We start from the raw sequence: 21,868 nt of genomic DNA on the forward strand, positions 1-21,868 counted from the left end.
TCCGTAAAGTTATTCAGGTTTCATAAATTTTAGGGTCATTCGGTCACTTTCACCAATCGCCAGGTAGTGGGCTTGTTTCTCTTCGCCCAGACGCAGGCTTGGTGGCAATGTCCAAACACCTCGTGGATGATCTGCAGTGTCCATTGCGTTAGCGTTAATCTCGCTGCTTGCTACCAGCTTAAAGCCTGCCTTCTCTGCCATTTCAATGACATAAGATTGCTTCATGTAGCCAGATGACTCCATTTTATCGTCGGCATCAGACTCCGGTAAACGGTGGTCTACCACTCCCAGAATACCGCCGGGCTTGAGGGCTTTAAAAAACGTTTTCATGGCGTTGACTACGCCGTCTTTTTTATCGGCCATATACCAGTTGTGTACGTTGCGGAAGGTCAGCACGCGGTCGGCAGTGCCGGCTTTAGCCACTTCGAGGTTTACAATGGGATCGAAGGCTGTCAGCTCTACCGCGCTAAACGGTCCGTCGCTGGCCATTTTTTCTTTAAAGTTGGCGAGTAAACGATTGTAGTAGCTGGGGGAATTTTCCTGCACATAGAAGTGCGCCGCAACCAGTTTACCGTCTTCTTTTAGCAATGGTGCCAGGATATTTGAGTACCAACCACCACCGGGCAGGATTTCCACCACGGTCATGTCAGGCTGAACATCAAAGAAGCGCAGGGTTTGCTGGGGATGACGGTATTCGTCACGTAAGCGTGCCTGGCTTGAACGTGTATCGCTGGCTACTGCCTCAGCAATGGCATCGGCATTGGCTGTAAAAGCCGGTGTCGCCAGTAAGCTGGCAAGTAATAGAACCGCAGATTTACGCATTGGTATTTCCCTTCTGTCATTAACAACGTGTTGTTTATACTGCACTGCTCATCAGATCGTTTAATGAACAGGACTTTATTGCGCTAGCCTAACACAAAATTTTTACATTCGTGATGTCAGGCCAACGCAAAAACACGTTATACAGCGCGCTTAGTGACGGAAGTGACGCATACCGGTAAAGACCATGGCAATACCGTGCTCGTCAGCGGCGGCGATTACTTCGTCGTCGCGCATTGAGCCACCGGGCTGGATTACCGCTTTAATCCCGGCTTCTGCAGCGGCATCAATACCGTCGCGGAATGGGAAGAAGGCGTCGGAAGCCATTACCGAACCGGCGACTTCCAGCTTTTCATCTGCCGCTTTAATGCCGGCAATTTTGGCTGAGTAAACACGGCTCATCTGGCCTGCGCCCACCCCAATAGTCATACTGTCTTTACAGTAAACAATGGCATTGGATTTCACATATTTGGCTACTTTCCAGCAGAACATCAGGTCACGCAATTGCGCTTCAGTTGGCTGCACTTTAGACACCACTTTAAGGTCTTCCTGTTCAACCATGCCAAAGTCACGTTCCTGAATCAGCAAACCACCGTTAACACGCTTAAAGTCGTAACCGTCGGTTAACTGACCCATCCAGTCGCCGCAGACCAGCAGACGTACGTTTTTCTTGGTGGCCACAATATCAGCTGCCGCCTGAGAGACCGACGGGGCAATAATGACTTCTACAAACTGACGATCGACAATTGCTTGCGCAGTTGTGGCATCGAGTTCGCGGTTAAAGGCAATAATGCCGCCAAACGCCGAGGTGGGGTCTGTTTTGAATGCGCGGTCGTAAGCTTCAAGGATATTCTCGCCAAGTGCTACGCCACATGGGTTGGCGTGCTTAACAATAACGCAGGCCGGTTCAACGAATTCTTTAACACACTCTAAGGCAGCGTCGGTATCGGCGATGTTGTTGAACGACAACGCTTTGCCGTTTAACTGAGTCGCCGTAGCTACAGAGGCTTCCTGAACGTTATTTTCAACATAAAACGCCGCCGCCTGGTGGCTGTTTTCGCCGTAACGCAGATCCTGCTTTTTGCTGACCTGAATATTGTAAGTGCGCGGGAATTCGCTGTGATCGTGTTCGCAATCATCGGCACACTCGGTAGAGTCCAGACGTGCGCCGAAATAGTTAGCAATCATGCCGTCGTATTCGGCGGTATGTTCAAACGCTTTAATGGCTAAATCAAAACGGGTTTTGTAGGTCAGCGAGCCTGCGTTATCCAGCATTTCGCTTAATACACGAGGGTAGTCGCCGGCATTTACCACAATGGTGACATCCTTGTGGTTTTTCGCCGCGGCCCGCACCATAGTCGGTCCGCCAATATCGATATTCTCGATAGCGTCTTCTAACGTGCAGTCGTCTTTAGCCACTGTCGCCGCAAACGGATAGAGGTTAACGGCAACTAAATCGATAGGGCCAATGTTATTTTCTGCCATGACAGCTTCGTCGGTACCGCGACGGGCTAAAATGCCACCATGAATTTTAGGGTGCAGGGTTTTCACCCGGCCGTCCATGATCTCTGGGTGTCCAGTGTAGTTTGACACTTCAATGACGGGCAGTCCCTTGTCAGCGAGTAACTTGGCGGTGCCACCTGTCGACAGCAGTTCAACGCCTGCTTCGTGTAACGCTGTCGCGAACTCAACAATGCCGGTTTTGTCTGAAACGCTTAACAGTGCTCGTTTGATCGGTTTTGGTGTTTCCATAGTGGTATTTTGCTTCGATGAGGTTAATAACAATGGTGTGGGTGTCCGGAGTCTCTCATTTTATCCGCCATCGCTTCCGGAACCGAGCGCGGCGGTTAAACAAAAAGAGCACCTAAAGGTGCTCTTATGTGGGCCAGGCCCGCAGGGCTTAGTTCATGCCATACTGCTTTAATTTCTTGCGCAGTGTGCCACGGTTGATGCCCATCATGATTGCTGCGCGGGTTTGGTTGCCGCGAGTGAAAGTCATAACTTCTTCCAGTAAAGGCGCTTCAACTTCGGCCAGTACCATTTCGTACAGGTTATCGATGTTGGTGTTATCTAACTGTTTCAGGTACTTGTTGACTGCTTGTTTAACAGAGTCACGCAGTGGTTTTTGTGCCTGAGTTTGTGACGGAGTAGTTACAGTAGTTGTAAAAGGAGAAGTTACATTTTGATCGAACATAATACTTTCTTGCTCTTTTGTTAATCAGTCTTAAGCTGCCGGTGAAATCTGTCGGGCCTCACCATCAGGCAGCACGTTGTTAAAATAGTGGTCAATGGCCTGCAGCTGCTCTTCGGCAGACTCCAGCGCATTAAACACTTTACGGAACTGACGATCCTTATCGTGCTCCATCAAATACCAACCCACATGTTTGCGGGCAATACGAACACCGTTTTCAGCGCCGTAAAAGGCATGAACCGCTGTTACGTGTTCTTTAAGCACCGAATGTTGTTCCATTAACGATGGTGGGGCCAGTAATTCACCGGTATTCAGATAGTGGGAGACTTCTCTGAATATCCACGGATTGCCCTGGGCACCGCGGCCAATCATTAACGCATCAGCTTCAGTATACTCAAGCACTTCCCTGGCTTTTTCTGGTGAGGTTATATCACCATTGGCAACTACCGGAATTGACACCGCCTGCTTTATTTGGCGGATGGTGTCGTACTCGGCAAAACCTTTGTACATACAGGCACGGGTTCGACCATGAACAGCCAGTGACTGAATGCCATTTTCCTGTGCAATGCGGGCAATCTTTACCCCATTGCGGTTGTCCGTGTCCCACCCTGTACGGATCTTCAGGGTGACGGGAACTGACACAGCGTTGACTACCGACCGAACAATGGATTCCACTAAATCCGGATACTGCAGCAATGCTGAACCTGCCAGCTTTTTATTCACTTTCTTGGCGGGGCACCCCATATTGATATCAATAATCTGAGCGCCGTTGGCAACATTAAATTGTGCTGCTTGTGCCATTAAGTCGGGATCGGCTCCGGCGATTTGCACAGAACGTATACCTGACTCCCCGCTGTGATCCATACGTTGCATGGATTTCGCTGTATTCCATACCCTTGGATTACTGCTCAGCATTTCCGATACAACCAAGCCTGCTCCGAGACGACGACAGAGCTGTCTGAAGGGCCTGTCTGTTACACCTGCCATAGGTGCTAACATTAGGTTGTTATCAAGTGTGTAAGTTCCAATTCGCATAAAAAACAACCTAACTTTGCGTAGAAAATAACCACCTGTCTGAAACGGGGCGCTAAGTGTACGCGTTTTCTGCAATATTGAAAAGGCTAAAAATTACACAAAATTTGCGTGTGCACTATTGACAATGAGTTTTCGTTTTCATGTCAAAGTTGTGACATTGACATTTAAGACAGGTCAACCAGTATCGTCGATAATTAACCGTGCCGACGGCCTGAAATTCGTGCCCAATCTTCATCAATCGCGCTGACATCCAAAGTGAAGTCCCGGGCGTAAGCCTGTTCAATCCGCTCAACCTGCTCGGCAAGAATGCCGGAAAGTACCAGTAAGCCCTGTGCCTTACAGTAGCCGGTAATGACATCCTGTAACTCCAGCAACGGGCCGGACAAAATATTTGCCATAACGATATCGGCCTGCAGTGCCGGTTGGTCGGCGGGTAAATAAACGTTTAAACGGTCGGCCACATTATTGCGCTGAGCGTTATCCATGGAGGCTTGCAGAGCCTGAGGGTCGATATCAATACCAATGACCTCCCTGGCGCCAAGTTTTAATGCGGCGATGGCCAATATGCCGGAGCCACAGCCAAAATCGACCACGGTTTTACCGGCTACGTCTATGCCGTCGAGCCAGCGCAGGCATAAAGCGGTTGTTGGATGAGTACCGGTGCCAAACGCCAGGCCGGGGTCGAGCATTACGTTTACTGCATCAGGCTCTGGCACATCGCGCCAGCTGGGGCAAATCCATAAACGGTTGCCAAACTTCATGGGGTGGAAATTGTCCATCCACTCGCGCTCCCAGTCTTTATCTTCCAGCGGCTCGAGGCGGTATTTAAATGCTTTGCCCAGCACTTTGGCTTTTTCCAGTCGCTTAATAATGGCGGGCATGTCGTCTGCGGCGTCAAAGAGTCCGACGACCTGGGTGTCCGGCCATAGCATGACTTCACCTGGTTTAGGCTCATACATCGGCGTGTCTTTGGCATCGACAAAGGTAACGGCCTGAGCACCATTGGCGCTCATCATACCGCCTACTTGTTCAGCTAACTCGGCAGACGTATCGATTCGTAATTGTAACCAGGGCATGGGATCCTCAGCGCTAAAACAGAAAGACGCAATTTTAACAGGGATGGTAAGAATTGGTATCGGCGATTGCGCAGCATGGCGCTCGGTGCTGTTTTCATTTAAGGTAATTAGCATTTCGTCTCAATAATAACAAAGCGGCAATGACCGCCCGGAGAAAAATATGAAACAAAGGCTGATTAGCATTTTGCTCGTCTGTTTTATCGTGTCATGCGCCACGCAAACCCAACCTGTTTTCGACAATAAGTGGCTGGATGCGCCGGTTTCACAACAGGTGGCTGCAATAAAAAGCGGCGAATTAACGGCAGAAGCGCTGGTGTCTGGTTATCTGGCACGTATTGAATCTATCGATAAAAGCGGACCGTCTATTAACAGTGTGTTGTTAGTTAATCCGAATGCGTTGGCTGAGGCCAAAGCGAAAGATGCTGCGCTGGCTAGTGGTAACCCAACCGGCCCGCTGCACGGCATTCCGGTGTTACTTAAAGATAATATTGAAACCAGAGATATGCCGACCACCGCGGGTTCTCTGGCATTACTTAATAACAATACTCGTCGTGATTCGCCGCTGGTAGCCAGTTTGCGTGAAGCCGGAGCGATTATTCTGGGTAAAACCAACTTGTCGGAATGGGCTAACTTTCGTTCAGAGGACTCCATTAGCGGCTGGAGTGCGGTGGGTGGGTTAACCCGTAATCCTCACGTCCTTTCCCGTACAGCCTGTGGTTCGTCTTCGGGCTCCGGTGCCGCCATGGCGGCCGGGCTGGCGTCACTTGCGGTGGGAACCGAAACCAACGGGTCGATTATTTGCCCTTCTTCAATGAACGGTATTGTGGGCTTTAAACCCACGGTGGGGCTGATCCCACGTACGCATATTGTGCCGATTTCCGTGACACAGGATACCGCCGGGCCTATGGCTCGCTCGGTAGAAGACGCGGCGCTGATGGCCTCAGTCATGGCCGGTCAGGATGAGCATGATAAAGCCACATTGGCTGGAGCCCGGCCCGACGCCGGTATGCTTGCCGGGGTTAATGGCGATATCCAGGGCCTGAGAGTGGGTGTCATGCGGTATCGACAAGGTAACAATCCGGCCATTATCGCGGCTTTTGATGAAGCCGTGGCAAAATTAACCGCACTGGGAGCGCAGGTTGTTGACATTGAGAGCCTCGAGCAGCCGGATGATTTTTGGGAGAAATCCTACCTGGTGTTACTCGCCGAATTTAAAACCACGTTGAATGAGTATTTGCTGTCATCGCCTGCCAGTTTGCCGGTGGCAAACCTCGACGAGCTGATTGGCTTTAATCGCACCTCAACACGGGAAATGCAGTTATTTGACCAGTCTATTTTTGAAAAGTCGGCTGCAACCGAGGGGATGGCCGGTGAGGATTACCAGCAGGCGCTGGCCGTTGTCCGCACGGCTACCCGCGAACAAGGTATCGACAAACTGCTAAGTGAATACAATGTGGATGTGCTGGTGGGGCCGTCAAACAACCCGGCCTTTTTAATTGATGCGGTGTATGGCGATAACGCGCCTTCCGGTTATGTAGGCGTTGGTTACCTGGCTGCCATTGCCGGCTACCCGCATATCACTGTACCGCTTACCACGGTGAGAGATTTACCGGTGGGGTTGAGTGTGATTGGCGGACAGTGGCAGGATGCTCAGGTGCTCAATACCGGTCTGGCCTTTGAATGGGCCAATCAGTTTATTGCTACCCCGGCGTTTTTACCTAACCGGCTGGAAGCGGCATCGGTAAAAGGCATTGCATCGCCTTATCAACAGCCAGCTCAATAATGAAAAAGGCGACGTCACCAACGGTAACGTCGCCTTCTTAAATCTTTTGTTCTGCGTTTAGCCAGGCTTTTTCACCCACGCACTACACCAGCCGTTGGCATTGATTTGCTTGCCCGGGAAGATAGCACATGGACGCCATTCTGCGCCGGCATCACCCTGAATGTACATGCAGTTTGCACATTTTGAACCTTCCACGGTGGATTTGTGGGTGTATTTCAGGGCCTTTGCGGTGGCATCTTCTTCACTCAGGTGTTCCTGAGCCTGCGCACGCAGGGCTACACCGCCTAATGTCATGCCAATTAGCGTGGTTCCGGAAAGTTTCAGAAAATCACGACGATTGACTGATTTCATAATAGTACTCCAAAAAAAGTTAACGAGAATGATTCTTTTTTACTTTGGTCCCAAAATGCAAAAACCTGCCGAGGCAGGTTTTTATGGAATCGCACAGATTTATTAGTTTCTACTTATACAGGTTAAAAATGGATCTACCAACTGTAATTATCCATTCTATTGATCTGCATTAAAAAGCTGCAGCGGCTTAGGTGCACGGTCCGGTTTTGCATAGGCCATTTTAGCCACCGGTCTGGCCTGATGATAAGTATCCAGGCCGGTTATCGCTGCCAGCTCCAGGGCGGCGATATCCACGGAGCCATCCGCAGTGATCACAGACGGCTCAATTTGTACCTGCTGGATCCGGCCAATGACCAGCTCTGTGTTATTGGCCGGGATGGGCAGAATGTCTTCCAGCTTCAGCGCAATTCGCAGTGGACTCTCGGCCACAAACGGCGCCGCAAAGTCATTTTTCCACAGCGGTGTAAAGCCGGCTTCCTCAAATTCACTGACTGCAGGGTCGTAACGTGCAGAGGTTTGATGACCGCTGGCATAATGGCTAACCGGCAATGCATTAAGGGTAAAAAAGCCCGTTTGCTTAATGTTGCCGAGGGTATCACGGGTGACCGTGTGCGGACGCATAATCATGCCCATTAACGGCGGGTTAGCGCCAATATGCACCACCGAACTGACAATAGCCAGGTTGGTATGTTTGTGCTCGTTACAGGTGCCAACCAGGTTCGCGCTTTTATAGCCGGATAAACTGTTGATAAAGTTAGCGCGAAAGCGCTGTGCCATGGCATCAATGCCGTCTGCATCAATGGTTTGTATACTCATTCGTTCTCCATTTCTGCACGGATATCAAGTTCGCCGTTACTGTCGTAAATAGACACCAGAATAGGCTGACAGCAAATCTGGCAGTCCACTACCAGGCTTTGGCCAATATCATTGATTTCGTCCACCTCGATATCGTTAATCGTCATGCAGTAGGGGCACTCAAAGGTGCTGGCCTTGGTTAAACTCATAGTACTTTGCCTGTAGTGGTTGCTCTTTATTGTTAGGCTATACGTATAAGCTGCACAGCTGGATTGAACAGGAGGACAGATAGTTGGCCAATCAGGTGAAAAAAGGGCGCTGTTGTTGTTGCCGACGAATCCACTGGCTGACCTTTCATCATCTTATTCCGCGTAAAATGCATCGCCGTAACTTCTTTAAAAAGCGCTACAGTAAAGCCGAACTCGCCGAGGGCATCATGGTATGTCGCCAGTGCCACAATGGCATTCATCGCTTTTATGATGAGATGACCCTGGCCAAGACCCTGTCAACGCTTGAGCGGCTTAAAGCCGACCCTCCGCTTAGCGAATATTTTGCCTGGGTGGCCCGGCAAAAGATTGCGCCGGCGGGTGAGTCACAACAGTAGCAATTTATGTTGGATGCTGTATATTTATACATGTTATAGGTTCAGGATCTGCAATGCGAAAAACTCTCCCAGAACGGTATTACCTCGATCACTTTCATGAATTTTTGCAATTTTTCGAGGGCGCAAACCGGCCGTTAATTGATGCCAGTACCGCTACTTTTATTGAACACTTCCGGGCCCTGGACAGCGATGACCAGTGCCTGATAGTGCGTGCTGCCAACCGCAAATACCCTGTTGTTGTCACGAAAACCTTCGACTATGCAGAAATTGACGCGCCGTTAATACGGTTAACCAGGCTACGTGAGTCGGGCTGGTTCACCAGTATTAGTCAGGGGGATAGTTATTCGCTGGGCCAGGCAATGACAAAGAGCGACCTGCTTGTGTTACTCAGGTGTAATGGGGGTCAGGCCAGCAGCACTTTACCCAAACAAGCACTGATCGATGAGCTTGCCGGTGTGATGGCTCGTCAGCCGCTGGCTGTATTACCAGAGCTTGATGAGCAGTATTGGTTTCGCTCCTATGATCCCGCCCTCAACTATTTGTTGTTTTTATATTTTGGCCATACCAAAGGCCGCCTTAATCAATTTTCCATGCGGGATTTAGGGGTGATGCGCACTCGGCAGGATGTTAGCCAGCAACTGGCGCGTTTTGAAAGTCAGGATGCCGCCCGTGGTGCATTTTATTATGCGCGCCTGTTAACGGCTTTTAAGCAGCTCACTGACGACGAGAAAGCGGCGTTTAGTCCGGATACTGAAATTGGGGTGTTTTGCCCGATTGGACAGGATTATAGGGACCGGCTGCTGTTTCAAATGGGCAGCTTCTGGCTCGGCGAGGATCCTCAAAAAGCGCTGAGCCTGTTGCAGCAGGCTGGCAGCGACCAGGCTCAGGAAAAATGGCTGCGGGAAAGTTATAAACTCGGCAACAAAGAGGCGGTGCAGAAAACGCTTGAGGCGATAATTGACGATCCGTCTTCCGACACCTTGCTGGCTTTTGCTGAAGATTTCTACGCCCGTAAATTTGATCGAAAACGGACTTCCACTTTAACCGATATGCTCCGTGACGCCACTCAGGTGGTGCAACTCGATGATATTCACAATCAGTCTGTAGAGCACGGGGTTATTGGTTACTACCGGCGTCAGGGACTGGCGGCTTACCGGGCAGAGAATCAACCCTGGCGCATGTTATTCGGGCTATTGTTCTGGGATTGGTTATACGGTGAATGGGGGTTGGTGAGTGAGTTCGACCGTCGGCCGCAAGTGCTACGCTATAACGATTTTTACGCCCGCTTTGGCAGTGAAATTGAACAGCATCTTGATAAGTATTGTGCCAACACAGATACCCTACACCGCTATTTGCTTAAACAAGCCAGTGCCCATTATGGCAAAGTGAATAACATTTTTATGTGGCGTCAGGGCTTGCCGGACAGCCTGAAAATACTGCTTGATCATACAAATACAGACAACCTGCGTGAGTTTCTGGTGCTTATGTGTAAAGACTATGCCAGCCTGCGCGATGGCTTTCCGGATATTCTGGTTATTGAAAATGACACCCTGCGTTTTGAGGAAATCAAGGCACCGGGCGATCAACTGCGACGTAATCAACTGATTACCATTCAGCGCCTGAGGCAGTGTGGGTTTGAAGTGGGGATCACACAGGTTCAATGGTATCAGGATCCGATGCAGCCGTACGTGGTTGTAGACATCGAAACCACGGGTGGGCAGGCGGCGTACCATCGTATAACGGAAGTGGGTATGGTTAAGCTTATCGGTGGCGAAGAAGTGGCTCGCTGGCAGAGTCTTATTAACCCGCAGCGACATATCCCCTCCAGAATTACCCAGTTAACCGGCATCAGTGATGACATGGTGGCAGGTGCGCCGGTATTTGCTGAAGTGGCCGAGGATATTGAGGCATTTACTAAAGACAGTGTGTTTGTTGCCCATAACGTCAATTTTGACTATGGTTTTATAAAGCAAGAGTTTGCCCGTCTTGAACTGGAGTTTAAACGGCCGAAATTTTGTACCTGTGCACGGATGCGAAAAAGTTTTCCAGGACTCAAATCTTATGGTCTGGGCGCTTTGTCGGCGCATTTTGAAATCGCCCTGGAAAATCACCATCGTGCACTGGATGATGCATTAGCTGCCGCTGAACTATTACGGCTGATCCAGTGCACTGATAGCAGTCCGCAGAATTAATGTGAAAATAGACTTGGGTAAATAAACTAAAGTTTAATATAATTTTTAGTAAATTTTTTGATCTATTTTTAAACAATAGCCATACTATTAAGAACACTTACTAAGTGTGTATGCGTTCTTGCTGTTTAGCCCACTTAACGTGGGCTTTTTTATGCGTACGCGCCTGCGTTGCACCTATTTCCTCTCTCTGAATCACTGGATGCTAAATTTTGGTTAAAATGACCAGATTTTGGTTTTTGCTGTTTATCCAAAATCGAGCTTAAAATTGATTTTTAATTTAAGCTATTGATATTTAAAGGTTAAAAAAGTTGGCATCGTCGTTGCTCTATCTTAAGCAACTCTCTCCCGTAAATGGTAAAAAGGAAATAACGATGAAAACTTTCACTAAAGTAGTAATGATTGCAGGCTTAACTTTCGGTGCACTGTCAGCAGCTCAGGCAAATTCTCAATTTGTTGCAGCAGATGATGCGGTGACTTCAGAAATCTGTGTAGTCGCCGCCAATGGTAATAAAATGAAATTACACAAAGCGATTAAGGATGCAGGGTTAACCCGCGGTTTTGTAGAAGACAACGTTACTTGTAACGAGCTGCCAATTGTTGACTTTGTTGAGCAATATGGCGAAAACGTAGCGAAAATTAACCGTTACATTACCGCTGGTGATTACACAGGTACCCTAATCAGCCGCGCAAACTAAGATGGTTTGTTGGCAAAAAAGCCCCGTCGATAATTCGCGGGGCTTTTGTTTTTTGAGCTAATCCGGTTACCGAACCTGACTGGCCGGCACGCCGCCAATCCCCCAGTTGGCCTTGGGAATTTCAGTAATAATGACTCTCACCCGCTCCTTCGGTGCATCGATTGACCGGGAAATTGCCGCTGTTACTTCGCTGATCAACTGTGCTCGCTGTTCCTCAGTGCGACCTTCCAGAATTTCCAGATGTGCAATAGGCATGTTGTTCTCCTACACAAACTTCGCCGAAACAGAACCCAGGTCCTGATAGCGCACTGTGATGTTGTCGCCTTTATTTACGGCTACGGCTGCTGTAATGCCGCCCGTCATAATAAAGGTACCGGCAGGAATTTCTTCACCGCGCTCACCCAGCATATTAGCCAGCATGGCAACGCTTGAGGCCGGATGGCCAAGTACGGCAGCACCGGCGCCGAGCTCAACCACCTCGCCGTTAATTTCCATTACCACGCCAAGGGTTTTAAGATCCACATCCTCTACTTTTGCCATACGACCACCGGTAATAAAGCGGGTGGATGAGGCGTTATCGGCAACCACGCTGATAAGATCAAACTTAAAATTCTCGTAACGTGAGTCAATGACCTCTACCGCCGGAATAATAAAGTCGGTGGCCGCCAGCACATCACCAATGTGACAGCCAGGCCCTTTAAGCGGTGCCTTGGTTACAAAGGCCACTTCCGCCTCAATTTTAGGGTGAATAAGCTCATAGGTATCAATGTCACCGCCATCCGGCACCGAAAAATAGTCGGCCAAAAAGCCATAAACCGGCGTTTCCACGCCCATCTGCGCCATCTTAGCCCAGGAGGTGAGGCCCATTTTCATGCCAACAACCTTGTTGCCCCGGGCTTCTTTGCGACGGCGAATTTCCCACTGAATGTCGTAGGCGTCGTCGAAGGTCATGTCGGGGAAGTCATTGGTGACTTTGGTAATGTCATGAACGTTTAACTCGGCGTTTTCAATATGCTCCGCCAAAGAAAGCATCTGATCTTTTGTTAATGTGCGAGTGCTCACTTAGCACCTCCTTCCTGTTGTGCCAGTAAATCCAGGGCAACGTCTACAATCATATCTTCCTGGCCACCCACCATACGGCGGCGACCAAGCTCAACTAAAATATCCACGGTTTTGAGGCCGTATTTTTGTGCTGCCACTTCTGAATGGCGCAAGAAACTTGAATACACACCGGCATAACCGAGTGCCAGGGTTTCCCGGTCTACCCGCACCGGGCGGTCCTGCAGGGGGCGAACAATATCGTCGGCCGCATCCATCAGTGCGTAAAGGTCGGTTCCGTGCTCCCAGCCCAGCTTGTCGGCGTTAGCAATAAACACTTCAAGGGGAGCATTACCCGCGCCTGCTCCCATGCCAGCCAGACTGGCGTCAATGCGATCGCAGCCTTCCTCTACGGCCACAATAGAATTGGCTACACCTAAACTCAGGTTGTGGTGGGCGTGAATGCCGGTTTCGGTAGCCGGGTCCAGCACATCCTTCACCGCGCGAAAGCGGTCGCGAATATCCTGCATGCCCATGGCACCGCCTGAATCCACCACGTAAATACAGGTTGCGCCGTAAGACTCCATCAGCTTCGCCTGCTCGGCCAGTCCAACCGGCGTTTGCATATGGCTCATCATCAAAAAGCCCACGGTATCCATTCCCAGTTTGCGGGCATGTTCAATATGCTGTTTAGACACATCAGCTTCGGTGCAGTGGGTGGCCACCCTCACAATCCGCGCGCCAGCGGCATAGGCATCGTCGAGATCCTCAATAGTGCCAATGCCGGGCAGGAGTAACGTGGCAATCTGGGTATGGGTCAGGACATCGGCGGCTGCCTCTATCCAGGCCAGATCGGTATGGGCACCAAAACCATAGTTAAAGCTGGAGCCCTGCAGCCCGTCGCCATGGGCGACTTCAATACTGTCAACTTTGGCCGCATCCAGTGCCCGGGCGATATCCTGCACGTTTTGAATGGAATACTGATGGCGAATGGCATGACTGCCGTCGCGTAAGGTTACATCAGAGATATACAGTTTTTTACCAGGATTAAAGCTCATATTATGCGCCTCCTGTGAGTATTGATGTGGCCATGCGCTCGGCCGTCGCCATGGCCGCTGAGGTCATAATGTCGAGGTTACCGGCATAGGCCGGAAGGTAATGCGCAGCGCCTTCTACTTCCAGAAATACGGAAGTCTTCAAACCGCTGAAATTACCCAGCCCCGGAATATGCAGCGGCGCGTCAGCTGGAATATCATCAAACTGTACTTTTTGCTTAAGCCGGTAGCCCGGCACATAGCTTTGTACCGCTTTAGCCATTTCTTCTACCGATGCAGCGACTTTGGCTTTGTCGACCTGTTCAGAAAGCACATATACCGTATCGCGCATGATCATGGGCGGCTCGGCCGGGTTAAGAATAATGATGGCTTTGCCCTTATCGGCACCGCCCACTTGCTCAATGGCGCGAGCGGTAGTTTGAGTAAATTCATCTATGTTTGCCCGGGTGCCGGGACCGGCGGATTTACTCGATACACTGGCGACTATTTCGGCGTAATGCACCTTAGCCACCTGTTTAACCGCAGCCACCATGGGAATAGTTGCCTGGCCGCCGCAGGTGACCATATTCACGTTGGGCTGTTCAATGTGATCTTCGAGGTTAACCACCGGCACGCAGTAAGGGCCAATGGCTGCCGGGGTGAGATCCACCAGACGAATACCGGGTTTGGCGGTTTTTAACTTTTTATCGTTGATAAGGTGAGCACCGGCAGAGGTGGCATCAAACACAATGCCGATATCGTTAAACTCCGGCATATTGATCAGTCCGTCCACGCCCTCGTGGGTGGTAGCCACACCCATCCGCTGGGCGCGAGCCAGGCCGTCCGATTGCGGGTCTATGCCTACCATCACACTCATATTCAGATTGCTTGAGGTACGTAACACCTTGATCATCAGGTCAGTACCTATATTGCCGGAACCAATAATCGCCACATTCAGTTTATTACTCATAGCGGTTGCTCCTGTCAGGTGAAGTACACACTGGCGGAGCCAATGCCGCCAATTTCAACGCGCATAAAATCACCGGCCTTAACCGGTTCCAGCGGTACCAGTGAGCCCGATAGAATGACTTCACCGGCTTTAAGCCCAATGCCAAACTCACCCAGTGTATTCGCCAGCCAGGTTACACAATTTACCGGTGAACCTAGGGCTGCAGCACCGGCGCCGGTGGAGAGAATTTTGCCGTTCTTTTCTACCACCATTCCGCAGGTCACCAGATCCACTTTATGCGGGGAAACCGCTTTGTCGCCTAATACAAACAAACCGCAGGAAGCATTATCGGCAATGGTGTCTTCAATGGCGATTTGCCAGTTTTCGATACGGGAGTCGACCACTTCAAAGCACGGGATCACGCACTCGGTAGCGGCCAGCACATCGGCATTAGAGATGCCTGGTCCCATTAGATCTTTTTTGAGAATAAAAGCAATTTCCCCTTCCGCTTTGGGCGCGATAAGCCGTTCGCTGATGGGCATCACTTCACCCTGGTTAAACACCATATCGTCGGTGAGATAACCAAAATCGGGCTGGTGAACATTGAGCATGCTTTGCACGGCTTTGCTGGTTACGCCAATTTTTTTGCCAATCACTTTCGCGCCGGCATCGATACGCCGGTTCAGCATTTGCAATGAAATGTGATAGGCATCTTCAATGCTAATATCACTTTCCCGTGAGGTCAGCGGTGCTACCGCTTGTTTGTTTTGCATGGCGTTGTAAAGTTCATCGCCATACTGTTTGATTAACTTTGCGTCCATAAATCAGGTTCCGGTTTGGGAGGCGATATTTGCCTCATTAAGAAAATTAGTGACCAGTTGCACAAAGCGGTTGGCTTGCTCAATCTGGGTCCAGTGACCGCATTTGCTGAATACATGCAACTGAGCATTAGGTAACAGTTCCAGCAAGGTTTGGGAGGCCGCCAGCGGGATCACCCGGTCGTCGCGGCCATGCACCAGCAGGGTTTGGTGAGGCAGGCTGGCCAGCGCCCCTAAGGGGCTGGCGAGCATTTCTATCCAACGCTGACGCGGGGCCGGAAACATGGCGGCAAACGCTTCCTGAAAGCCGGGCTGGATACTCGCTTCATAGCGCAACTGAGCCAGCTCATCGGTTACCCGTGAACGGTCAAAAGCAAAAATGTTGAGCAGTGAGCGCATGTTTTCAAGCGAGGGCTCGTAGCCCCACACGGCATCAAGTCCAGGCGTTAACGGGAAGCTAGCCCCGGCACTGCCCATTAGCACAATACGGCCCACGCGGTGAGGGTGAGCGATGGCTAAGGCCAGGGCCAGTCCGCCGCCAAACGAGTTGCCAATAATGTCGGCCTGCTCAATGTCCAGCGCGTCGAGTACGCCAATGGCATGTTCGACCCAGCGGCTTTTGTGGTACAGCCCATCCGCAGGGCGCTCGCTATATCCAAAGCCAAGCATGTCCGGGGCGATCACCCGGCGTTGTTTGGCAAGCTCAGGGATAGTCAGACGCCAGTTTGCCCAGGCGGAGACACCGGGGCCGGAGCCGTGGATCAGCATGACCGGAAACCCTTCGCCCACATCGTGGAGGTTGGTTTGCCAGCCCGCGGCCTGAATGGTTTTGCCTGTTTCTGCGCTGGGATTACTACTGAGAGCCTGCATACCTGTTCCTACAACTTAATACAGATGTTTTTGAGTTCGGTGTAAAACTCCAGTGAGTGCTCACCCCCCTCGCGGCCGATGCCCGATTGCTTACTGCCGCCAAAAGCGGTGCGTAAGTCGCGCAGGAACCAGCTGTTCACCCAGACAATCCCGGCTTCTACCTGCCCGGCCACCCGCGCCGCGCGGCTGAGGTTTTCGGTCCAGATAGCGCTGGCCAGGCCATAGGGGAGGCGGTTGGCTTGTTCTATCGCTTCTTCTTCGGTATCGAAAGGCTGAATATGGCAACAGGGGCCAAAGATCTCTTCGTTGATCACAGCGGAGTCATCACTTAAGCCGGTCCAGATGGTCGGCTGGATCCAACTGCCGTTTTTCAGCGCATCAGGCATATCCGGAATGCCGCCGCCGGTTACCACCGTTGCGCCATCGTTAACCGCTTGCTGGTAATAAGACAGCACTTTGTCGCGTTGCTTTTGGCTGATCAGCGGGCCTAAGTTGGCGGCTGAATCATCTGGCGGGCCGATGACCAGTTTTTCCGCCTCGGCTTTTAACCGACTAACAAACTCATCGAAAATTGAGCACTCAACATACACTCGCTCGGTGCCCAGACAAACCTGGCCGCAGTTGGCAAAGGCGGAACGCATGGTGCCTTCAATGGCCTTATCCATGTCGCAGTCGGCAAACACGATACCGGCGTTTTTACCGCCTAATTCCAGTGAAATATCCCGTACGCCTTTAGCAGCGTTTCGCATAATAAGTTCGCCGGTACGGGTTTCGCCGGTAAAGGTGTAACCATCCACATCCGGGTGAGCAGTAAGGAAAGCCCCGGCGGAGTCGCCGCCGTAGCCTTGTACTACGTTATAAACCCCATCCGGTACGCCTGCCTCTTTCATGACTTCGCCAAGTAGTGCGGTGGTGGTGGGCGTTTCTTCTGATGGCTTCACCACTACCGTATTACCGCAGGCCAGCGCCGGCCCGACTTTCCACGTCATCAGCAGCAGCGGCAGGTTCCACGGGCTGATAACACCTATCACGCCTTTGGGGCGACGCACAGCATAATTGAGTGCGCCGGTACCGTCGGGCGTGGCCATTTCGAAGGCTTCGGTGGCGACATTTTTAACCATGTCGGCAAACACCTTAAAGTTGGCCGCCCCGCGGGGAATATCAATGTGACTGGCCAGTGATTTGGGTTTGCCGGTATCGGCACATTCCGCGTCTAAAAATTCCTCGAAGCGGGCATTAATGCCGTCAGCCACGGCATACAGTATTTTACTGCGCTCGTCGAGGGTCATTTTGCTCCACGGGCCTTTCAAAGCCGTACGGGCGGCTTGCACCGCCGCGTCAACTTCGGCTTCCCCGGCTTCATGTACCTGGCTGATCACCTCACCCGTTGCCGGATTAATGTTATCGAACCTTTTGCCACTGGCAGAGCCAACATACTGGCCGTTGATATAATGTTTAACTTCTTTCACAGCGAGTCCTGTATTGATGAGTTAAGTTAAAACCGTCAGAAAACGCTCGTTGAGCACACGGTCGTGATAGAAAATGGCTTTGCCCAAATCCTCGGCTTTCCAGGTGATAGGGTTATGGTCGGGGTACATATAATCGCCGCCGGCAAACACCTCGTTGCGGTTACCCGATGGATCGAAGAAATAGATGGTTTTACCGTGGGTAATACCATGGCGCGTGGGCCCGATGTCCAGCGAGGTATTGGTCATACTGATAAGGTCAGCGGCGCGCAGTATGTCTTCCCAGGTTTCAAGATAGAATGACGCATGGTGAAACTTGGCTTTTTCTTCATGCTGGATAAAAGCAACGTCATGGGCTTTCATCGACAGCGTAAGGAACTGGGCAATCCGGTTGCCATCCGGGTCGAGCACCTGCTCGGCCAGATAAAAGCCCAGTACATCCACAAACAAGTCATAGGTTTTGGCGAGTTCGTCGCCATACAGCAGGCAGTGGTCAAAGCGTACGGCTTTCATACCGCGCAGTGCCCGGGGCCAGGCTTCCGGGTTGGTTTCTTCCACCCCCCATTTACCGGTGTAGGCTTTTTCTGCATACAACTCAAATACGTGGCCGGAAGGCGCGGTAAACTGAATGCGGCGGCCGCAATCCTTTAAATCCCCCGCGGCTTTATGAGTGACTTCCAGACCGAAGGCTTCAATGTCTGCAGTCAGGCTTTCAAGGGTGGCATCGTCTACTACCTTAAAAGCCATAAAATCCATGCCGGGTTCATCGGCTTCACGTAACACCAGCGAAAACTTGTCGACTTCGCTCCAGGCTTTTAAATACACCCGGCCTTGTTCGTCACGATCAGTTTCGTGCAAGCCCAGTAGCTCAACATAATGTTTTACGGATGCTTCTAGATCCAGTACGCGCAACTGAATGTGCCCTGGACGCAATACGCCTTTTCTCATTTTATTACCTCGGTATGTTTTTGTTTTGCCTTGGCTAAGCCGGGAATACCGCTAATAGCCAGTGGTGAGGGGCTGCATTCAATGAGCAAATCGCTGGTGGGTTTAAGCCGACAGGCCAATGCGTACCCCTGCTGTTGTTGTTCTGTGGAAACCTGGGCTTTACTCATGCGGCCGCATTCGTAGCTGCCTGAAATCACCTTGACCCGGCATACCCCGCAGCCACCGCCACGGCAGCCCACTGCGATGGCGCGAAGCCCGTGACTCTCCATGGCTTTGAGCACAAACTCACCCTGCTTACAGGTAAAGTGTTGTTGGCTGTGTTGCTCGGTGATCACATAGTCAGGCATGCACTGTTGCTCCGCTTTAATCGCTTAAGTCTCCGGCACCAAAGAAAAAATTTTTTGATGCAGTGCGGTGATCAGAGCAATGGCTGTGCCATAGGTTAATAAAATGTTTAAATATGTTGTTAACTTGTTGATAGGGGAGTAGTTTATATAAAGCGTCTGGCATTCAACAATGCTATCTCACGCAAGCTAAGCCTTCCTGACACCGCTTAAATTTAATCAAATGATTAAATTTTATGTGCTTTTTAATCAAATGCTTAAATAGCCCGTTTTGGCCTGCCGTAAAAATGTGATCATTTAGTTGATTTATGACCATTTAAGGTTTTACATATGGTTTACATCTGACCAGGCTGTTGGCGTTCGACAGCTGTTTGCAGGGGAAAACCATGACCATTGAATTCGAACCAAAGCTTAATCATGTGGATATTCAGGATCTCACATCACTGATCCAGTTTGAGAGCACCGAAGGTAAGATCTGGTTTGGTGAACAGCGGATTTTGTTTATGCAACTGCCGGCCCTGGCAGCCTTTCGTCGTGAATTGGTCAACAGTATTGGCGTTGAAAGAGCCAAGGGGTTCTTTATGCGCCTGGGTTATCAGGGCGGACTGCGTGATGCTGAAATGGCCAGGCGTCTACGTCCGGACTGCGACGATATGGCGCTGTTCTGGACGGGACCGCAGTTACATTCTCTGCGTGGTATGGTGAAAAACCGCCCGATTAAAATAGAAATCGATAAAGAAAGTGGCCATTTCTACGGCGAGCTGGAGTGGGTTGACTCCTGGGAAGTAGAGATTGTGCAAACCGAGCTTGGCCAAATTGATGAGCCGGCGTGCTGGTCGCTACTGGGTTACGCCTGTGCTTACACGTCGGCCATTATGGGCCGGGAAATTATCTTTCGCGAAGTGAGCTGTCGGGGCTGTGGTGATGAACGCTGCCTGATAGTGGGCAAACCGGCCAACGAATGGGAAGATGCGGGTGAATTCTCAAGGTATTTTACTGCTGAGCCTATTATCGAAGAGCTTTACAGCCTGCAATCCCAGGTGAAGTCGCTACGTAGCAGCCTGGCCCGTCATCAGGGGCAGTATTACGGCATTGGCGATTCGCCAGACTATAAAAATGCCTGCAAGAAAATCGATAAGGCCGCCCAAAGTAAAGTCTCTGTGTTGCTATTAGGTGAAACGGGGGTAGGTAAAGAGGTCATCGCCCGCAGTGTGCATTTGCGCAGTGATCGCGCTGAGCAGGCGTTTATAGCCGTTAACTGCGCTGCCATTCCACAAGAGCTGATTGAAGCTGAGTTATTTGGTGTTGAAAAAGGCGCGTTTACCGGCGCCAATCACTCCCGCCCCGGCCGGTTTGAACGCGCTCATGGTGGCACAATTTTTCTTGATGAAGTGGTGGAGTTAACGCCGCGGGCACAGGCGTCATTGTTACGGGTACTGCAGGAGAGCGAACTTGAACGGGTTGGCGGCGTGAATACGCGTAAAGTAGATGTGCGGGTGATTGCCGCTACCAATGAAAGCCTGGAACAGGCCGTTAAAGATGGCAAATTCAGAGCTGATCTGTTTTACCGCCTGAATGTCTTTCCGGTGCAGATCCCGCCGTTACGCAACCGATTGGATGACCTGCCCCTGTTGGTCGAGCATTTTCTGGCTAAATTTCATAGCGATTACTCTAAACGCACCCTCGGCCTATCGGATAAATCCTGGCGGTTTATTAAAAATTATTCGTGGCCGGGTAATATCCGTGAGCTGGAAAACGTGATTGAGCGCGGCGTTATTCTTACCGATAATCACGAGACGATTTCACTGGAGTCATTGTTTGCCAGTGTTACGCCTGAATCCGGTAATACCGACGATACCCATGTCTACTCAGACGGACAGGTGGTAAAGCCGAGCAATATAAAAACCACTGAAGGCTGGGTTGATACATTGATTAATCAGCAAATTGGCCTGGATAGCATTGAAGAGCAGCTTATCAACCGGGCAATGGCTATGACGAATGATAATGTGTCGGCAGCTGCCCGGCTGCTTAACCTTACCCGCCCGGCACTGGCTTACCGGCTTAAAAAACTAAGTGGTAATGACTCAACAGATTTGAATTGATCATTTGATCAAACCTGCCAAATTTGGCTACTCATCCGCCTGAAAGGCCATTATTACCAACACCCGTTTTTCTGTTTAACTTACTGAAAATAAATAGTAAATAAGTATTTTTGGTGAGTGAGGGAGAGTCGGTACTATTTATGCTGTGCAAACAGATAGCGTGAGTCGTAGATGTTATCCGAGGTGCCATTTGAATACCCCATCCCCACAGCCCGTTACCGTTATTGTGTCCAGACGGGTGAAGCCCGAAGCGGTGAGTGCATTTGAAACGTTGAGTGATGAAATGTCACGTCGGGCGAGTCAGTTCGACGGGTATATGGGCGCTACATTGTTTCGTCCGGTGAGCCCTGACGACCCTGAATATCGCATGATTTTTAAATTTACCGACGAGGCGAGCCTGGCGGAATGGGAGAGGTCTGAAGAACGGGCTGAGATGCTGGAAAAACTGGAAGGGTTATTGATTTCCCCGACTGAGCGGGAGAAAGTGTCCGGACTGGTCACCTGGTTTAGTTTACCCTCACAAAATCCGGTTAAGCCGCCACCGAGATATAAGATGACTATAGTTAGCTGGCTGGCGCTCTACCCGGCCGCCACGCTGATTTTCTGGCTGTTCGGGCCATGGCTCGCTCACTTACCTTTGCTACTTCGCACGTTGGTGGTGACGGCTGTATTAATGATTTTAATGTCGTATGTACTGATGCCCATTATGACCAAGCGGTTTGCTTTCTGGTTATTCAGACGGCATTGAACTTAAGCTG

23 protein-coding genes are annotated in these 21,868 nt (G+C 50.7%); 6 read left to right on the forward strand and 17 right to left on the reverse strand.

The genetic code is table 11. The annotated features are described in order from the left end of the window. Window positions 1-9: 9 nt before the first annotated feature. The 5 genes from AC27IB_RS03115 to prmA form a co-directional block, all read right to left on the reverse strand. Window positions 10-822 (reverse strand): class I SAM-dependent methyltransferase, encoded by an 813-nt coding sequence (locus AC27IB_RS03115; protein WP_296045016.1) that lies wholly within the window; start codon window positions 820-822, stop codon window positions 10-12. 150 nt (window positions 823-972) lie between these two features. Beyond that, window positions 973-2,571, reverse strand: coding sequence for a bifunctional phosphoribosylaminoimidazolecarboxamide formyltransferase/IMP cyclohydrolase (gene purH / locus AC27IB_RS03120; RefSeq protein WP_296045011.1), 1,599 nt, complete (start codon window positions 2,569-2,571; stop codon window positions 973-975). Between the two features lie 148 nt (window positions 2,572-2,719). Then, window positions 2,720-3,013: a DNA-binding transcriptional regulator Fis gene (fis, locus tag AC27IB_RS03125; RefSeq protein WP_070175272.1), complete on the reverse strand. Its 294-nt coding sequence runs from the start codon at window positions 3,011-3,013 to the stop codon at window positions 2,720-2,722. A 30-nt stretch (window positions 3,014-3,043) separates the two neighbouring features. Continuing rightward, complete coding sequence (gene dusB / locus AC27IB_RS03130) at window positions 3,044-4,045, reverse strand: tRNA dihydrouridine synthase DusB (protein ID WP_296045001.1); 1,002 nt, start codon at window positions 4,043-4,045, stop codon at window positions 3,044-3,046. Window positions 4,046-4,239: 194 nt separating this feature from the next. Next, window positions 4,240-5,121, reverse strand: coding sequence for a 50S ribosomal protein L11 methyltransferase (prmA, locus tag AC27IB_RS03135; RefSeq protein ID WP_296045110.1), 882 nt, complete (start codon window positions 5,119-5,121; stop codon window positions 4,240-4,242). A gap of 160 nt (window positions 5,122-5,281) precedes the next feature. Here prmA and AC27IB_RS03140 point away from each other — a divergent pair, with 160 nt between their 5' ends. Further along, complete coding sequence (locus AC27IB_RS03140) at window positions 5,282-6,904, forward strand: amidase (RefSeq protein WP_487118854.1); 1,623 nt, start codon at window positions 5,282-5,284, stop codon at window positions 6,902-6,904. Window positions 6,905-6,961: 57 nt separating this feature from the next. Here AC27IB_RS03140 and AC27IB_RS03145 read toward each other — a convergent pair whose 3' ends face one another. The 3 genes from AC27IB_RS03145 to AC27IB_RS03155 form a co-directional block, all read right to left on the reverse strand. After that, complete coding sequence (locus AC27IB_RS03145) at window positions 6,962-7,255, reverse strand: high-potential iron-sulfur protein (RefSeq protein ID WP_296044995.1); 294 nt, start codon at window positions 7,253-7,255, stop codon at window positions 6,962-6,964. A 156-nt stretch (window positions 7,256-7,411) separates the two neighbouring features. Then, the gene (locus AC27IB_RS03150) at window positions 7,412-8,071 is read right to left on the reverse strand and encodes a flavin reductase family protein (protein WP_487118856.1); all 660 of its coding nucleotides are present in this window, start codon (window positions 8,069-8,071) and stop codon (window positions 7,412-7,414) included. Continuing rightward, window positions 8,068-8,259, reverse strand: coding sequence for a zinc ribbon domain-containing protein (locus tag AC27IB_RS03155; RefSeq protein WP_296044990.1), 192 nt, complete (start codon window positions 8,257-8,259; stop codon window positions 8,068-8,070). Before AC27IB_RS03155 ends, AC27IB_RS03150 begins: the two co-directional genes overlap by 4 nt. 83 nt (window positions 8,260-8,342) lie before the next feature. Here AC27IB_RS03155 and AC27IB_RS03160 point away from each other — a divergent pair, with 83 nt between their 5' ends. From AC27IB_RS03160 to AC27IB_RS03170, 3 genes are all read left to right on the forward strand, one after another. Continuing rightward, the gene (locus AC27IB_RS03160) at window positions 8,343-8,654 is read left to right on the forward strand and encodes a hypothetical protein (protein WP_487118858.1); all 312 of its coding nucleotides are present in this window, start codon (window positions 8,343-8,345) and stop codon (window positions 8,652-8,654) included. A 53-nt stretch (window positions 8,655-8,707) separates the two neighbouring features. After that, window positions 8,708-10,846, forward strand: coding sequence for an exonuclease domain-containing protein (locus tag AC27IB_RS03165; RefSeq protein ID WP_487118860.1), 2,139 nt, complete (start codon window positions 8,708-8,710; stop codon window positions 10,844-10,846). 371 nt (window positions 10,847-11,217) lie between these two features. After that, window positions 11,218-11,541: a DUF3718 domain-containing protein gene (locus tag AC27IB_RS03170; RefSeq protein WP_296044982.1), complete on the forward strand. Its 324-nt coding sequence runs from the start codon at window positions 11,218-11,220 to the stop codon at window positions 11,539-11,541. Window positions 11,542-11,607: 66 nt separating this feature from the next. Here AC27IB_RS03170 and AC27IB_RS03175 read toward each other — a convergent pair whose 3' ends face one another. Genes AC27IB_RS03175 through AC27IB_RS03215 form a run of 9 tightly spaced genes read right to left on the reverse strand, consistent with a single transcriptional unit; the run spans window position 11,608 to window position 19,011 of the window. Next, window positions 11,608-11,796 carry a 4-oxalocrotonate tautomerase gene (locus AC27IB_RS03175; RefSeq protein WP_296044979.1) on the reverse strand — a complete coding sequence of 63 codons (189 nt, stop codon included), beginning with the start codon at window positions 11,794-11,796 and terminating at the stop codon, window positions 11,608-11,610. 9 nt (window positions 11,797-11,805) lie between these two features. Beyond that, window positions 11,806-12,603, reverse strand: coding sequence for a 2-oxo-3-hexenedioate decarboxylase (gene dmpH, locus AC27IB_RS03180; RefSeq protein WP_296044976.1), 798 nt, complete (start codon window positions 12,601-12,603; stop codon window positions 11,806-11,808). Beyond that, a complete protein-coding gene (gene dmpG, locus AC27IB_RS03185) occupies window positions 12,600-13,637 on the reverse strand; it encodes a 4-hydroxy-2-oxovalerate aldolase (protein WP_105933086.1) in 1,038 nt (345 codons plus the stop codon). The genes dmpH and dmpG overlap by 4 nt, the downstream gene beginning before the upstream one ends. A 1-nt stretch (window position 13,638) precedes the next feature. Continuing rightward, window positions 13,639-14,583: an acetaldehyde dehydrogenase (acetylating) gene (locus tag AC27IB_RS03190; protein ID WP_296044967.1), complete on the reverse strand. Its 945-nt coding sequence runs from the start codon at window positions 14,581-14,583 to the stop codon at window positions 13,639-13,641. A gap of 14 nt (window positions 14,584-14,597) precedes the next feature. Next, window positions 14,598-15,383 (reverse strand): 2-oxopent-4-enoate hydratase, encoded by a 786-nt coding sequence (gene dmpE, locus AC27IB_RS03195; RefSeq protein WP_296044963.1) that lies wholly within the window; start codon window positions 15,381-15,383, stop codon window positions 14,598-14,600. 3 nt (window positions 15,384-15,386) lie between these two features. Beyond that, on the reverse strand, window positions 15,387-16,250 hold the full coding sequence (locus AC27IB_RS03200) for an alpha/beta fold hydrolase (protein ID WP_487118864.1): 864 nt from the start codon (window positions 16,248-16,250) through the stop codon (window positions 15,387-15,389). Between the two features lie 8 nt (window positions 16,251-16,258). Continuing rightward, window positions 16,259-17,719, reverse strand: a complete 1,461-nt coding sequence (locus AC27IB_RS03205) for a 2-hydroxymuconic semialdehyde dehydrogenase (protein ID WP_487118866.1) — start codon at window positions 17,717-17,719, stop codon at window positions 16,259-16,261. A 21-nt stretch (window positions 17,720-17,740) separates the two neighbouring features. Next, window positions 17,741-18,664, reverse strand: a complete 924-nt coding sequence (locus AC27IB_RS03210; RefSeq protein WP_487118868.1) for a catechol 2,3-dioxygenase — start codon at window positions 18,662-18,664, stop codon at window positions 17,741-17,743. Further along, window positions 18,661-19,011: a 2Fe-2S iron-sulfur cluster-binding protein gene (locus AC27IB_RS03215; RefSeq protein ID WP_296053822.1), complete on the reverse strand. Its 351-nt coding sequence runs from the start codon at window positions 19,009-19,011 to the stop codon at window positions 18,661-18,663. The genes AC27IB_RS03210 and AC27IB_RS03215 overlap by 4 nt, the downstream gene beginning before the upstream one ends. A 383-nt stretch (window positions 19,012-19,394) precedes the next feature. Between AC27IB_RS03215 and AC27IB_RS03220 the strand changes: the two genes are divergently transcribed. Together AC27IB_RS03220 and AC27IB_RS03225 are read left to right on the forward strand one after the other, a co-directional pair. Then, on the forward strand, window positions 19,395-21,110 hold the full coding sequence (locus AC27IB_RS03220; protein ID WP_296053490.1) for a sigma-54-dependent Fis family transcriptional regulator: 1,716 nt from the start codon (window positions 19,395-19,397) through the stop codon (window positions 21,108-21,110). A 190-nt stretch (window positions 21,111-21,300) separates the two neighbouring features. Next, window positions 21,301-21,858 carry an antibiotic biosynthesis monooxygenase gene (locus AC27IB_RS03225; protein ID WP_487118871.1) on the forward strand — a complete coding sequence of 186 codons (558 nt, stop codon included), beginning with the start codon at window positions 21,301-21,303 and terminating at the stop codon, window positions 21,856-21,858. Window positions 21,859-21,868 lie beyond the last annotated feature (10 nt).

The organism is Alteromonas sp. 4NH20-0104 (assembly GCF_057547795.1).

Bases quoted from the DNA above. Each gene is read 5' to 3' on its own strand.
- AC27IB_RS03170 (WP_296044982.1), top strand. From the start codon at position 11,218: ATGAAAACTTTCACTAAAGTAGTAATGATTGCAGGCTTAACTTTCGGT.
- AC27IB_RS03165 (WP_487118860.1), top strand. From the start codon at position 8,708: ATGCGAAAAACTCTCCCAGAACGGTATTACCTCGATCACTTTCATGAA.
- AC27IB_RS03210 (WP_487118868.1), bottom strand. From the start codon at position 18,664: ATGAGAAAAGGCGTATTGCGTCCAGGGCACATTCAGTTGCGCGTACTG.
- AC27IB_RS03215 (WP_296053822.1), bottom strand. From the start codon at position 19,011: ATGCCTGACTATGTGATCACCGAGCAACACAGCCAACAACACTTTACC.
- prmA (WP_296045110.1), bottom strand. From the start codon at position 5,121: ATGCCCTGGTTACAATTACGAATCGATACGTCTGCCGAGTTAGCTGAA.
- dusB (WP_296045001.1), bottom strand. From the start codon at position 4,045: ATGCGAATTGGAACTTACACACTTGATAACAACCTAATGTTAGCACCT.
- fis (WP_070175272.1), bottom strand. From the start codon at position 3,013: ATGTTCGATCAAAATGTAACTTCTCCTTTTACAACTACTGTAACTACT.
- AC27IB_RS03150 (WP_487118856.1), bottom strand. From the start codon at position 8,071: ATGAGTATACAAACCATTGATGCAGACGGCATTGATGCCATGGCACAG.
- dmpE (WP_296044963.1), bottom strand. From the start codon at position 15,383: ATGGACGCAAAGTTAATCAAACAGTATGGCGATGAACTTTACAACGCC.
- AC27IB_RS03190 (WP_296044967.1), bottom strand. From the start codon at position 14,583: ATGAGTAATAAACTGAATGTGGCGATTATTGGTTCCGGCAATATAGGT.
- purH (WP_296045011.1), bottom strand. From the start codon at position 2,571: ATGGAAACACCAAAACCGATCAAACGAGCACTGTTAAGCGTTTCAGAC.
- AC27IB_RS03200 (WP_487118864.1), bottom strand. From the start codon at position 16,250: ATGCAGGCTCTCAGTAGTAATCCCAGCGCAGAAACAGGCAAAACCATT.
- AC27IB_RS03145 (WP_296044995.1), bottom strand. From the start codon at position 7,255: ATGAAATCAGTCAATCGTCGTGATTTTCTGAAACTTTCCGGAACCACG.
- AC27IB_RS03115 (WP_296045016.1), bottom strand. From the start codon at position 822: ATGCGTAAATCTGCGGTTCTATTACTTGCCAGCTTACTGGCGACACCG.
- AC27IB_RS03175 (WP_296044979.1), bottom strand. From the start codon at position 11,796: ATGCCTATTGCACATCTGGAAATTCTGGAAGGTCGCACTGAGGAACAG.
- AC27IB_RS03155 (WP_296044990.1), bottom strand. From the start codon at position 8,259: ATGAGTTTAACCAAGGCCAGCACCTTTGAGTGCCCCTACTGCATGACG.
- AC27IB_RS03220 (WP_296053490.1), top strand. From the start codon at position 19,395: ATGACCATTGAATTCGAACCAAAGCTTAATCATGTGGATATTCAGGAT.
- dmpG (WP_105933086.1), bottom strand. From the start codon at position 13,637: ATGAGCTTTAATCCTGGTAAAAAACTGTATATCTCTGATGTAACCTTA.
- AC27IB_RS03140 (WP_487118854.1), top strand. From the start codon at position 5,282: ATGAAACAAAGGCTGATTAGCATTTTGCTCGTCTGTTTTATCGTGTCA.